Genomic DNA, 12,699 nt, shown 5'->3' on the forward strand with positions numbered 1-12,699 from the left:
CGCCTCGTTACGACCACGCCGCCAGGGAGCGGGCGCGGCCCTCCGCGTCCCGCTCCACCTCCAGCATCCCCGTCACGGCGGTGCGGTTGATCCTGCCGTACACATGCGGGTACGTACGGCCGTCCGCGGCGTCCTCCCAGCGGATCCGGGCGGTCAGCTCCGCCTCGTCGACGATGAGCACCATCAGCGGGCCCACCGTGTCCCGGAAGCGCTCGTCGGCCACGGCCAGGGCGGTCGGCTCGTCGGGGGAGCAGTGGACGAACCCCTCCTCGGCCAGCGAGGCCGGGGCGTAGGGGCGGTCCGGGGCCAGCAGCCAGTCGTCCAGCGGGACCACGTGGTAGATCATGCCCTTTTTGTACCGGATGAGCCGCCGGTACGCGGCGTATGCGGGACCGGCTCGTCCGAGCCGTACGAACGTGCCGGGCGAGGTCTTGATCGACTCGCGCTGCTGTCCGGTTTGGGGGAAATTGGGCGGTGTCCAGCCGGGGTGTTCTTCCGACGGCCCCCGGCCCGCGTACGAGAAAGGCGCGACATGTCCGGTAACCCCCTCGGTGAACTTCTCGGCTCGATACTCGGCGGCAGCAAGTCCGGAGGCGGAGGCGGAGGCGGCGGCATGCTCGGCTCCATCCTCGGCGGCCTCGGCGGCGGCGGTGGGGCCGGCAAGTCGGCCCAGGGCGGCGGCGGTAACCCGCTCGGCCAGCTGTTCGACATGATCTCCGGCGACAAGGCCCAGCCGGAGGTCAAGGAAGCCGCAAAGTCCTGGGTGTCGACCGGCGAGAACAAGTCCGTCACGGCCGACCAGCTGTCGAAGGTCCTGCCCAACGACGCCGTCCACGAGGCGGCCCAGGCCCACGGGCTCTCGGACGACCAGGCGCTGAACCAGCTCTCCCGCTCGATCCCCGAGGTCGTGAACGAGGCCACCCCGAACGGTTCGGTCCAGGACTTCGACTCCGTCGTCGACCGCCTCCAGGGCTACGGCGGCGGGCAGAAGGCCGCCTGACGGCATACGCACACCCTCCGGCGCGGGACGGAACACGTCCGTACCCGCGCCGGAGGCGTGCCCGCCGTCCGCCGCCCGGTGTCTCAAGGGACGGGCGCGGCGGCGGCACACCGATCCGCTGACTACCCTGAACCCGTGAGAACCGCACTCGTCATCGGCACCGGCCTCATCGGCACCTCAGCGGCGATCGCCCTGACCGGGCGCGGCGTGCGGGTCTACCTCAGCGACGAGGACCCCGGCCGCGCGCGCACCGCCGCCGCCCTCGGAGCCGGTACGGACGAGACCCCGCAGTCCCCCGTGGACCTGGCCGTGGTGGCCGTCCCCCCGGCGCACGTGGCCCGCACCCTCGCCGACGCGCAGGCCAAGGGACTGGCCCGCGGCTACCTCGACGTGGCCAGCGTCAAGGGCGGCCCCCGCCGCGAGCTCGAGGCCGCCGGCTTCGACCTCACCTCGTACATCGGCACGCATCCGATGGCCGGCAGCGAGCGCAGCGGCCCCCTGGCCGCCACCGCCGACCTCTTCGAGGGCCGGCCCTGGGTGCTCAGCCCCACGTCCGTCACGGACACGGAGGTGCTGAACCTGGCGCTGGAGCTGGTGGCCCTGTGCCGGGCCGTCCCGGTCGTGATGGACGCCGACGCCCACGACCGCGCCGTCGCCCTCGTGTCGCACACCCCGCAGCTGGTGTCCAGCATGGTCGCCGCGCGGCTGGAGGGCGCCGACGAGGCGGCCGTACGGCTGTGCGGCCAGGGCATCCGGGACGTCACCCGGATCGCCGCCTCCGACCCCGCGCTGTGGGTCGACATCCTCTCCGCGAACCCCGGCCCCGTCGCGGACGTCCTCGCCGAGCTCGCCGGGGACCTCCAGGAGACCGTCGAGGCGCTGCGGTCGCTGCAGGCCGCCGACGAGGACAAACGGCGCTCCGGTGTGGCCGGGATCGAGGACGTCCTGCGCCGCGGCAACGCCGGCCGGGTACGGGTCCCGGGCAAGCACGGGGCGGCGCCCGCCGTGTACGAGGTCGTCACCGTCCTCATCTCCGATTCGCCCGGCGAGCTGGCGCGGGTCTTCGCGGACGCCGGGTCGGCCGGGATCAACATCGAGGACGTCCGGATCGAACACGCCACCGGTCAGCAGGCGGGACGCGTCGAGCTCGTGGTCGTCCCGCAGGCGGCGCCCACGCTCACCGCGGCGCTGCACGAGCGGGGCTGGGCGCTGCGCCAGTAGCGCGGTGAGGGCGTCCCGGCGCAGCCAGTACCCTGTGACGAGAGTAAAAGCGCCCGTGTTCGAGAAAGGTCCCCATTCATGATCGTCGGAATCGACGGCCCCTCCGGTACGGGCAAGTCGAGCACGTCCAAGGCCGTGGCCGTCAAACTCGGCCTGCGCTACCTCGACACGGGCGCCCAGTACCGCGCGATCACCTGGTGGATGCTCGACAACGGCATCGACGTCAACGACGCCTCCGCCGTCGCCGCCGCCTCCGGCAAGCCCACGATCGTCTCCGGCACGGACCCGGCCGCCCCGGCCATCACCGTCGACGGCACCGACGTCGCCGCCCCGATCCGCGGCAAGGAGGTCACGGCCGCGGTGAGCGCCGTGAGCGCCGTCCCGGAGGTCCGGGCCCGGATCACGGAGCTGCAGCGCACCATCGCCCGCGAGGCCGCCGGCGGCATCGTGGTCGAGGGCCGCGACATCGGCACCACCGTGCTGCCCGACGCGGACGTGAAGATCTTCCTGACGGCCTCCGAGGAGGCCCGCGCCGCCCGCCGCTCCGGCGAGCTCAAGGGCAAGGACGCGCAGAGCCTCGAGGCCACCCGCGAGGCCCTGGTCAAGCGGGACGCCGCCGACTCCGGCCGCAAGACCTCCCCGCTGGCCAAGGCCGGCGACGCCGTCGAGGTCGACACCACCGAGCTCACGCTCGACCAGGTCATCGAGTGCGTCGTCACCCTGATCGAGGAGAAGCGGGGACGGTGACCGAGCACACCAGGCGGCCCGCCGGCCGTACGGCGGGCCTCCCCTCGGCCCGCGGCGCCGCCGTCGGCCGGCGCATCGGCATCGGGCTGATGCGCGGACTGTGGCGGCCCCGGGTGCTGGGTGCCCACCGGCTGCCCGCCGAGGGTGCGGTCATCCTGGCGGTCAACCACTCCCATATGATCGACGGCCCGATGCTGATGGGCACCGCGCCGCGCCCCGTGCACTTCCTGATCAAGAAGGAGGCGTACGTCGGCCCGCTCGGCACGTTCCTGCGGGCCATCGGCCAGGTGGAGGTGGACCGCACCACCGCCGACCGTACGGCGATCACCCGGGCGCTGGGCGTGCTCGAGCACGGCGGCGTGCTGGGTATCTTCCCGGAGGGCACCCGGGGCGATGGCGACTTCGCCGAGCTGCGGGCGGGGCTGGCGTACTTCGCCGTCCGGTCCGGGGCGCCCATCGTGCCGGTCGCGGTGCTGGGCTCCGCCGAGCGCCGCAGCCGGCTCATACCGGGGCTGCCGGCCCTGCGCAGCCGCGTGGACCTGGTCTTCGGCGAGCCGTTCCAGGCCGGCGACGGCAGCGGGCGGCGTACGCGGGCGGCGCTCGACGCGGCCACCGAGCGGATCCAGAAGCGCCTCACCGCGCACCTGGCGGACGCCAGGCACACCGCGGGCCGATAGACGACACTGGGTGCTGCCGCGCCCACCGACCAACCCGCCGCCCCACGGTCGTACGACCGGGGCGGCACCAGACGTGACGAGGACGAAGACTTCATGACCAGCGAGGACCGCTCGACCGGCGAGCAGCACGGCGACGAGCACGGCGAGCTCTCCGGGGCCGAGTACGCGGAGTTCATGGAGCTCGCCCAGCAGGAGGGCTTCGACCTCGAGGAGGTCGAGGGCGACCTGGCCGAGGCGGGGCACGGACCGCTGCCGGTGCTGGCCGTCGTCGGCCGGCCCAACGTCGGCAAGTCGACCCTGGTGAACCGCATCATCGGCCGCCGCGAGGCCGTCGTCGAGGACAAGCCGGGCGTCACCCGCGACCGGGTCACGTACGAGGCCCACTGGGCGGGCCGGCGCTTCAAGATCGTCGACACCGGCGGCTGGGAGCAGGACGTCCTCGGCATCGACGCGTCCGTGGCCGCGCAGGCCGAGTTCGCCATCGACGCCGCCGACGCGGTGATCTTTGTGGTGGACTCCAAGGTCGGCGCCACCGACACCGACGAGGCCGTGGTGAAGCTGCTGCGCCGGGCCGGCAAGCCTGTCGTGCTGGCCGCCAACAAGGTCGACGGCCCCTCCGGCGAGGCCGACGCCGCGATGCTCTGGAACCTGGGCCTCGGCGAGCCGCACCCGGTGTCCTCCCTGCACGGCCGCGGTACGGGCGATCTGCTCGACGCGGTGCTCGACGTGCTGCCCGAGGCGCCCGCGCAGACCTTCGGCGAGTTCGTCGGCGGCCCGCGCCGGATCGCGCTCATCGGGCGGCCGAACGTCGGCAAGTCGTCGCTGCTGAACAAGGTGGCGGGGGAGGAGCGGGTCGTCGTCAACGAGATGGCCGGCACCACCCGCGACCCCGTCGACGAGCTGATCGAGCTCGGCGGCACGACGTGGAAGTTCGTCGACACGGCCGGCATCCGCAAGAAGGTGCACATGCAGGAGGGCGCCGACTACTACGCCTCCCTGCGTACCGCCGCCGCTGTGGAGAAGGCCGAGTGCGCGGTCGTCCTCATCGACGTCACCGAGTCGATCTCCGTGCAGGACATGCGGATCCTCACCATGGCCGTCGAGGCCGGGCGGGCGCTGGTCATCGCGTACAACAAGTGGGACCAGCTCGACGAGGAGCGGCGCTTCTACCTGGAGCGGGAGATCGAGCGCGATCTGGTGCAGCTGCAGTGGGCGCCCCGGGTGAACGTCTCGGCGCTCACCGGGCGGCACATGGAGAAGCTGGTGCCGGCGATCGAGACGGCGCTCGCGTCCTGGGAGACCCGGGTGCCGACGGGCAAGCTGAACGCGTTCCTCGGCGAGCTGGTGGCCGCCCATCCGCACCCGATCCGGGGCGGGAAGCAGCCGCGCATCCTCTTCGGCACGCAGGCGGGCACCAAGCCGCCGCGCTTCGTGCTCTTCGCCTCGGGCTTCATCGAGGCGGGCTACCGGCGCTTCATCGAGCGGCGGCTGCGGGAGGAGTTCGGGTTCGAGGGGTCGCCGCTGCAGATTTCGGTGCGGGTGCGGGAGAAGCGCGGGCGGAAGAAGTAGGTCCGGCCGGGGGTTCGGGGGTTGCCCCCGGAATGATGCAGTATCGAGCGGCGGCTGCGGGAGGAGTTCGGGTTCGAGGGGTCGCCGCTGCAGATTTCGGTGCGGGTGCGGGAGAAGCGCGGGCGGAAGAAGTAGGTCCGGCCGGGGCGTCGGCGCCCCGGCCGCTGGTACGGGCTGCTTTACGCGCCGTCAGAGCCCCGGGCCCAGCTCACGGTCGGCGGCGTGGCGGCGGCCGCGGCGGCCGAAGGCGAGGCCCCCGATGGCGTCGAAGCGGAGCTTCTCCTCGCCCGTCCGGTCCCCGGGCAGCGCGCGGAAGAGCCTGCGGTACTCGGCGCACAACTCGTCGTAGATCGGCGTCCCCTCGGCCCGCTCACCGGACTCGTGGGCGGGACGCATGGCGGGGATCTGGGTGTGGGGATACGAGGAGTGCACACCCCCGCAACGATCGCGTGGCCCCGGGGGATGCGGGTGCCCGTGGTCCGTTCGGGTGAACTTCTCAGGCGCCGGTCAGCGGCATGGTGCTCCCGACCAGCAGTCCGCGCGACGCGGCCAGCTCCAGCGCGTCCCGCAGCAGGTCCTCGCGCGGCTGCCGGCCGACGGAGCCCACCGGCGCCGCGAACACCAGCACCTCGCGGGACGCGACGGCGACCTGCCGCCAGCCGTCCGTCACCTGGAGCGGCTGATGCGCCTGCCACCACGCCGTCGCGCCCTCGCCGCCCCGTCCCGGCTGCATCACGGCGTGCAGCCGGCCGGAGACCAGCAGCACCGACCAGCCGGGCACCGTGGCCGGCGGCCGGTCCACGTCCAGCACCGGCAGGAACCCCTGCTCGATGAGGAGCGGCAGGAAGTCGTCGCCCATCCCGGCCGATCCCGGTCGGGTGACCGGGCCGGTCGGCTCGACGACCAGCGCGGCCTTCAGGTCGTCGCCGCACAGCACCAGCCCGCACGTCACGCCGAGCACGGCCTGCCGCGGCGCCTCGGCGACGGGGTCCGGGGCGAGGACCGCGGGGGGCGTGGGGGGCGTGGGGGCGGGCGCCTCCGGACGGGCCTCCGGCTCGCCGTCCGTCGCGGTGATGGACGCGACGGCGCCCCGGAGCTGCTCCTCCGCCACCGCCACGACCTGCGACGGCACACAGCCGGCGTGGGCGAAGGCCAGCACGGCCGTCTCGCCCCCGACGAACAGCACGGTGGAGGTGCGCTCGCTGCGGGAGTCGCCCGGCGTGCGGCACGACGTGCAGTCGTACGAGCCGGGGGCGCCGTCGCCGGACAGCAGCCGTTCTGCTTCTTCGTCGCCGATCTCGGCGCGTACGTCCTCGCTCACGTCGAGCATGCGAGTCACGGGTGGCTCCTCGGGATTGCGGGTCGGTCTTTCGCCCTGGTGCGGTCGTTCGGTCACTGTTCCCAACGGGTGACCTGGTCCAGGGGTAACGCCCTCCGCGCCGATTGACGGTACGGGCGGGTGCGGCCGGTGAGATATCCGGCGAAAGGGGCCGTGATCGTCCAACTGACCTGGTGATCCGCCGTGTTGCCCCGGTGAAGCGGGTGGATTCGCGTATCGCGGACAGGCCGATAAGTTCGGTTTTCAACCGAGATGGAAGGCGGCCGAAAATTGACGATACCGGCGGTAACCCTAGGCCCCGCGCAGCTCCTGCGGCTCCCCGCTGAAGACGACCGTGCCCCGGCGCAGTTCGTGCACCACCGACGCGGCGGCGGCCAGCTTCGGCGGCAGCGACTGCTCCGCGACCACCACCGTGCGGCCCGCGCGGGCCAGTTCGCCCAGCAGGGCGTGGGTGCGGGCCGCGACGTCGGCGCTCATGCCCTGCGCCGGTTCGTCGAACAGCAGCAGCCGGGCGGGGCTGAGCAGGGCGCGGGAGACGGCGAGCATCCGCTGTTCGCCGCCGGAGAGGGTGCCGGCCCGTCGCGGCAGCAGCCGGGCCAGCGCCGGGTACGCGGTCAGGGCGGGGGAGGGGTCGCCGCCCGCGAGGGCGAGGTTCTCGGCGACGGTGAGGGAGGCGAACACCGCCCCGGTGTCGGGGGTGAGGCACATCCCCCGGCGGGCACGGGCGTAGGCGGGCAGCCGGGTGACGTCCGTGCCGCGCCACAGGACGCGGCCGGCGGACAGCGTGACGGTGCCGGCCAGGGCGCGCAGGGCGGTGCTGCGGCCGGAGCCGTTGCGGCCGGTCAGCACGGTGAGGCGGCCGGCGGGGACGGGCAGGTCGACGCCGTGCAGGGCCTCCAGGGGGCCGTAGCGGACGCGGGCGCCCGCCAGCCGGATCTCGACGGTCATCGCGCGGCCCCCTCGCGGACGGCGGTGATCCGGCCGGCCTCCATCTCGTACACGGTGGCGGCCAGTCCGGCGACCAGGTCGGGGTCGTGTTCGACGACCAGGAGGGCCATGCCGTCGGCGGCGAGGGCGCGCAGGAGGCGGGCGAGGGCGGCCGTCTCGGCGGTGTCCAGGCCGGCGGCCGGTTCGTCGAGCAGCAGGACGCGGGGGCCGCCGGCGAGGGCGCGGGCGAGTTCGACCCGGCGCAGGGTGCCGGTGGGGAGGCCGGCGGCGGGGCGGTCGCGGACGGGGGTGAGGCCGAGGAGGGCGAGGGCGCGGTCCGTGGCGGCGGGGTCGTGGAGGCGGCCCTGTTCGGCGCCGATACGGACGTTCTCCCCGACGGTGAGGCTCGGGAAGACGGCGAGCCGCTGGAAGGTGCGGGCGATGCCGCGGCGGGTGCGGCGGTGGGCCGGTTCGCGGGTGACGTCCGTCCCGTCGAGGAGGATCCGGCCGCCGCCGGGGGTGAGGGTGCCGGCGAGGCAGTGGAAGAGGGTGGATTTTCCGGCGCCGTTGGGGCCGGTGAGGGCGGTGATCCGGCCGGGGGCGACGGTCAGGTCGACGCCGTCGAGGGCCAGGTAGTCGCCGTACGCGACGCGCACACCGCGGGCGGTGAGGCGGGCGGGGGGCGACGATTCGGGCCGGGCCGGAGGGGCGGGCGGCGGGAGGGGGCTCGGCCGGGTTTCGCCCGGAGGGATGCGCGGTTCGGTTCGGCCCGGGGGGACGCGCGTTGCGGCGGATCGCGGTTCGACCGTCGTACGTCCCAGCCGCCCCCGCACCCGCCTCCCCGCCCCCGACAGCCGCACCCCCGGCCCCCGCACCCGCGCCAGGCCCGCGCGCAGCGCGTCGTACACCCCGCCGGGGAACCGCCCGAGCAGCACCGCGAGTACACCGATCACCGCCGCCGCCGTCCCGCCGCGCGCCCCCGCGTCCAGCCCGACCAGCAGGGCCGCCGCCGCCAGCGCACCCGGCACGGAGTCCGCCCCCAGCACGACGACCGCCGCGAACCAGAGCAGTCCCCGCACCGGGTCGAACATCCCCGGCGAGAATGCCTGGACCCCCATGACGAGCATCCCGCCCCCCAGCGCGGCCAGCGCCGCCCCGGCCACGAACGCCCCCACGGTGAGCGCCGGCACCGCCACCCCCGCCGCCGAGGCCCCCTCCTCGTGATCACGCAGCGCGGCGAGCGCCCGCCCCGTGCGCCCCCGCCGCAGCAGCCACACGACGAGCACCGCGCCCGCGAGCAGCGCGAGTTCCAGCGCGTAGTACGCCCGATCCCCCGTGAACCCGGCCGGCCGCGCCGGCGACAGCCCCGCGGCGGCGTACGGCTGCGTCAGGACGAAGGCGCTCACCCCGACCCCGAAGGCCAGCGTCGTCAGCGCCAGGGCCAGCCCCCGCCGGCGGATCGCCGGATACCCGGTGAGCAGCCCCAGCGGCGCGACGAGCAGCACGCAGAAGCCCAGCGCCGCCGCCTCGGGCAGCGGCCCGACTCCGGGGAACCGCCCGGCGGCCAGCAGCGCCGTGAACAGCGCGCCCAGCCCCGCGTACCCCGCCTGCCCCAGCGACACCTGCCCGCCCCGCCCGGTGACGACGACCAGCGACAGCAGCACCACCGCCAGCCCCGGCACCTGCACGGCCGTCGTCAGATCCGCCCCCGCGAACCCCAGCGGCAGCAGGAACAGCACCCCCGCGAGCACCCCCACCGCCCCGCCTCCCGCCGCGGGCGCCGGCGGCACCCGGAAGAAACCCTCCCGGTCCGCCTCCTCCCCCAACCGGGGCACCGCCAGAGCCGCCACGAGCAGCGCTACCGCGAACAGATTCGCCCCCAGCGCCTGCGTCACCTGCTCCCACCCGCCGCCCGGGTGCAGCCGGGTGAGCTGGCTCTGCGCCACCCCGATCGCCAGCGCGACGCCGACGGCCACCGGCAGCGACCGCAGCCCCGCGGCCACCGCGACGCCCAGCACCGCCGTCACGAGCAGCGGCAGCCCGTACGGGTCGAGGCGCACGTACGGGGCCAGCAGCAGCCCCGTCAGCCCCGCCGTGAACGTGCCGAACGCCCACCCCGTGTCGGCCACCCGGTCGGCGTCGATCCCGCTCAGCGCCGCCAGCCGCCGGTCGTCGACCACCGCCCGCAACTCCCGCCCGACCCGGGTGAACCGGGTGACGCCCGAGACGGCCGCGGCGAGCACCACGACCACGGAGAGCCGAATCCACGGGTCGTCGGGCAGGATTCGCGGTACGTCCGTCTTCGCCCCCGTCCCCCACACCAGCCCCGCGCCCCCGACGAGCAGCACGAACACCCCCAGCGACACGACGAGGGAGTGCGCCCCGCCGCGCCCCTGGAGCACCGACAGCGGACGGAACACGAACCGCCCCAGCAGCAGCCCGATCCCCGGCGCGACGACCACCAGACAGAGCGCCGCCGCGGCCCACAGCGGCCAGCCCCAGCCGACGCGCAGCTGCCACAGCGCGTACGCGGTCACCATCGCGACCGCGCCGTGCGCGAAGTTGAGCACCCCCGTCGCCCGGTAGGTGACGATCAGCCCGATCCCGGTGAGCGCCGCCGCGCTCCCCACCGCCAGCCCGGCCAGCGTGAGGTCGTACGTGAGGGACGCCATGTCAGGGCGCCGGCTCGCACACCGGACAGGCCGTCAGCTCCCCGCCGTCCCCGTTGACCGGGCGGGCGTCGGCCTTACCGCTGACGAGCGGACAGTCGGCACGGTGGTAGAGCGTGCCGCCGGGGACGGCGAGATACGGCCCCCCGGCGGCCGGGAGCGGGCGCTCCGCGTCGGCGGGGTCGTCCTCCGCGGCCGTCAGCAGGGCGTACAGCTCCTCCACCCGGCCCTGCTCGCCGCGCGTCAGAAGCACCGCCCCCGCCACGACCAGGGCGGCGCCCGGGATCGTCGACGAGGCCAGATAGGGCAGCTGCCGCTCGGCGACGCTCTCGCCGGAGACCCCGTACCAGCCGATGACGCACAGCACCGCGCCGGCGGCGAGCGCCACCGGACCACCCCACCGCAGGACGAGCGCCCGCCCGGCGGAGCTCTCCCCGAACCTCACGCGCGCCATGGTGCCCCCTGGGAGTCGCCGGTCGAAGACGCCGCATTCCGGGACGTGCGTCGTGCCTGGGAATGTCGGCCTGCGGGATGCACTATGCCGTGTATAGCTTGACGAACGCGACAAGTCGACGCGAGAGGTGAGGCGGATGCCCCACGGACGAAGGGCGCGGGCGGCCGCGCCGGTGGCGGTGCTGGTGCTGGCCATCGGACTCGGGGCGGCCGGCTGCTCGGACGACGGCGGCGGGGGCGGTACGAAGAGCCCGTCCCCGACCGCCGGCACGCCCACCGCCGCACCGGAGCCGACGGACACGGCGAGCGCGACGGAGACCGCCGGTGAGGGTCAGGAGCCGGCGGATCCGGCCGCGGCCGAGGCGCAGATCAAGAAGAACTTCGAGGCGTTCTTCGACCCGAAGACCCCGCTGGACAAGAAGGCGGAGCTGCTGGAGGACGGCGACAGGCTGGAGCCGCTCATGCGGGCGTTCAGCGGCAGCGACCAGGCCAGGGGCGTCGCGGTGAAGGTGACCGGCGTGTCGTTCTCCTCGCCGACGGAGGCCGCCGTCAGCTACGCGATGACGGTCTCCGGCGCCACGGTGCTGCCCAACGGCGCGGGCACCGCCGTCCTGGACGGCTCCACGTGGAAGGTGTCCAAGGAGACCCTGTGCGGTCTCGTCGGCATCAGCGGCACCGCGGGGCCGGGCTGTTCGTGACCCGGCGGGCCGCGCCGGCCCTGCTCGCCGCGGCCGTGCTCCTGCTGGGCACGGCCTGCGGCAGCAGACTGCCGGAGCGCGACTTCGACCACCGCCCCACGACCGCCGCCACCGGACGCCGGCCGCTGACGGTGGGCATCATCACCAGCGCCACCAGCCCCATCGGCGCCACCGCCTTCACCGGTCCGCGGGACGGGGCGCGGGCGTACTTCGCCCGGCTCAACGACCACGGCGGGGTGGGCGGCCGCCCGGTGCGCGTCGTCACCTGCGACGACCAGGGGGCGGGCATCGGCAACAGCGACTGCGTGCGCCGGCTCCTGACGAAGGAGAAGGTCTTCGCCCTCGTCGCCGGGACCTCCCTGGACTACGCGGGCGCGCCGCTGGTGAGCCGGGCCGGTGTCCCCGACATCGGCGGACAGCCGATCGGCGCCCAGTACGACACGTACCCGCACCTCTACTCGATTTACGGCAGCCTCGCGCCCCGCGACGGCACCCCCGGCTGGGACGGGCGGCTGTACGGCGGGACCGAGGTCTACCGCTACTTCAGGGAGGAGCACGGCGCCCGGACGGCCGCGGTCGTCTCGTACAACCAGGCGTCCTCCGCCGCCTACGCCCGGCTGGTCACCGAGGGGCTGCGGGCGGAGGGCTACCGGGTCGCCGTCGAGCAGGTGGACTTCGCGCTGCCCAACTTCCGGGCGGTGGCCGCCGACATCGGGGCCCGCGGCGCGGACCTCGTGTTCGACGCGCTGGACACCCACGGCAACGTACAGCTGTGCGAGGCGATGGAGGCGGCGGACGTCCGGGTGGCCGCGAAGGTCACGAACGTGCAGAACTGGTCGTCGCAGGTGCCGGACGACTACCGGGACGTCCCCGGCTGCCGCGGCAGCCTGTGGGTGACGGGCTCCAGCCGCGACTACGCCGACCGGGACCATCCGGCGGTCGCCGCGTTCCTGGAGGGCATGGACCGGTACGCGGCGACGAAGGTCCGCTCGCAGTGGCAGCTGGAGGGCTGGGCGGCGGCGATGTGGTTCGCCGACGCCGCCGCCTCCTGCGGGGACGACGTGACCCGGGCGTGCGTGGAGCGCTTCATGGGGCGGACCGAGCCGTACGACGCGGACGGGCTGCTGCTGCCCGTCCGGTTCGAGCGGCTGCCCGAGCCGCCTCAGACCCGGCGGACGTGTCTGTCCGTCGCCCGCTGGCGGGACGACGCGCACGGCTGGGTCACGCAGGGGGACATGAACGAGAACTGCTTCACGGTGCCGCAGCTGGCCTACCGGCCCTGAATGCCGCCGGGATGTTTCTGCCGTATCGTGACTTTATGCGGTAATCGGTACAACCTTTCATCGCCTTGAGATGTCTTCACAGCAAACGGGCGCCTGCCGCGGTGTCCGGCGGGAAG

Annotated in this window: 13 protein-coding genes; 7 read left to right on the forward strand and 6 right to left on the reverse strand. The window is 74.5% G+C overall.

Annotated elements, in window-relative coordinates:
- Positions 1–7: 7 nt before the first annotated feature.
- Positions 8–346, reverse strand: coding sequence for a DUF952 domain-containing protein (locus tag SRB5_RS16510; protein WP_153452750.1), 339 nt, complete (start codon positions 344–346; stop codon positions 8–10).
- A 186-nt stretch (positions 347–532) separates the two neighbouring features.
- Between SRB5_RS16510 and SRB5_RS16515 the strand changes: the two genes are divergently transcribed.
- The 5 genes from SRB5_RS16515 (at position 533) to der (ending at position 5,214) form a co-directional block, all read left to right on the forward strand.
- Positions 533–1,000, forward strand: a complete 468-nt coding sequence (locus SRB5_RS16515; protein WP_153452751.1) for a YidB family protein — start codon at positions 533–535, stop codon at positions 998–1,000.
- Positions 1,001–1,135: 135 nt separating this feature from the next.
- Complete coding sequence (locus SRB5_RS16520) at positions 1,136–2,221, forward strand: prephenate dehydrogenase (RefSeq protein ID WP_323378010.1); 1,086 nt, start codon at positions 1,136–1,138, stop codon at positions 2,219–2,221.
- 78 nt (positions 2,222–2,299) lie between these two features.
- Positions 2,300–2,968 carry a (d)CMP kinase gene (cmk, locus tag SRB5_RS16525; protein ID WP_153452752.1) on the forward strand — a complete coding sequence of 223 codons (669 nt, stop codon included), beginning with the start codon at positions 2,300–2,302 and terminating at the stop codon, positions 2,966–2,968.
- The gene (locus SRB5_RS16530) at positions 2,929–3,645 is read left to right on the forward strand and encodes a lysophospholipid acyltransferase family protein (RefSeq protein WP_407703930.1); all 717 of its coding nucleotides are present in this window, start codon (positions 2,929–2,931) and stop codon (positions 3,643–3,645) included. Before cmk ends, SRB5_RS16530 begins: the two co-directional genes overlap by 40 nt.
- Positions 3,646–3,738: 93 nt before the next feature.
- A complete protein-coding gene (gene der, locus SRB5_RS16535; protein WP_153452753.1) occupies positions 3,739–5,214 on the forward strand; it encodes a ribosome biogenesis GTPase Der in 1,476 nt (491 codons plus the stop codon).
- 189 nt (positions 5,215–5,403) lie between these two features.
- Here der and SRB5_RS16540 read toward each other — a convergent pair whose 3' ends face one another.
- The 5 genes from SRB5_RS16540 to SRB5_RS16560 form a co-directional block, all read right to left on the reverse strand.
- Positions 5,404–5,610: a hypothetical protein gene (locus tag SRB5_RS16540; protein WP_153452754.1), complete on the reverse strand. Its 207-nt coding sequence runs from the start codon at positions 5,608–5,610 to the stop codon at positions 5,404–5,406.
- A gap of 100 nt (positions 5,611–5,710) precedes the next feature.
- The gene (locus SRB5_RS16545; RefSeq protein ID WP_323378011.1) at positions 5,711–6,553 is read right to left on the reverse strand and encodes a hypothetical protein; all 843 of its coding nucleotides are present in this window, start codon (positions 6,551–6,553) and stop codon (positions 5,711–5,713) included.
- Positions 6,554–6,844: 291 nt separating this feature from the next.
- Positions 6,845–7,501 carry an ATP-binding cassette domain-containing protein gene (locus tag SRB5_RS16550; protein ID WP_153452755.1) on the reverse strand — a complete coding sequence of 219 codons (657 nt, stop codon included), beginning with the start codon at positions 7,499–7,501 and terminating at the stop codon, positions 6,845–6,847.
- A complete protein-coding gene (locus SRB5_RS16555; protein WP_153452756.1) occupies positions 7,498–10,152 on the reverse strand; it encodes an ABC transporter permease subunit in 2,655 nt (884 codons plus the stop codon). Before SRB5_RS16555 ends, SRB5_RS16550 begins: the two co-directional genes overlap by 4 nt.
- Before the next feature lies 1 nt (position 10,153).
- Positions 10,154–10,603, reverse strand: a complete 450-nt coding sequence (locus SRB5_RS16560; protein ID WP_228390101.1) for a hypothetical protein — start codon at positions 10,601–10,603, stop codon at positions 10,154–10,156.
- A 136-nt stretch (positions 10,604–10,739) separates the two neighbouring features.
- Here SRB5_RS16560 and SRB5_RS16565 point away from each other — a divergent pair, with 136 nt between their 5' ends.
- Both SRB5_RS16565 and SRB5_RS16570 read left to right on the forward strand, forming a co-directional pair.
- On the forward strand, positions 10,740–11,300 hold the full coding sequence (locus tag SRB5_RS16565) for a hypothetical protein (protein WP_153452757.1): 561 nt from the start codon (positions 10,740–10,742) through the stop codon (positions 11,298–11,300).
- On the forward strand, positions 11,297–12,583 hold the full coding sequence (locus tag SRB5_RS16570) for an ABC transporter substrate-binding protein (RefSeq protein ID WP_323378037.1): 1,287 nt from the start codon (positions 11,297–11,299) through the stop codon (positions 12,581–12,583). The genes SRB5_RS16565 and SRB5_RS16570 overlap by 4 nt, the downstream gene beginning before the upstream one ends.
- Positions 12,584–12,699 lie beyond the last annotated feature (116 nt).

The sequence above is a fragment of the Streptomyces smaragdinus genome, from assembly GCF_009604385.1.
Lineage (GTDB): Bacteria > Actinomycetota > Actinomycetes > Streptomycetales > Streptomycetaceae > Streptomyces > Streptomyces smaragdinus.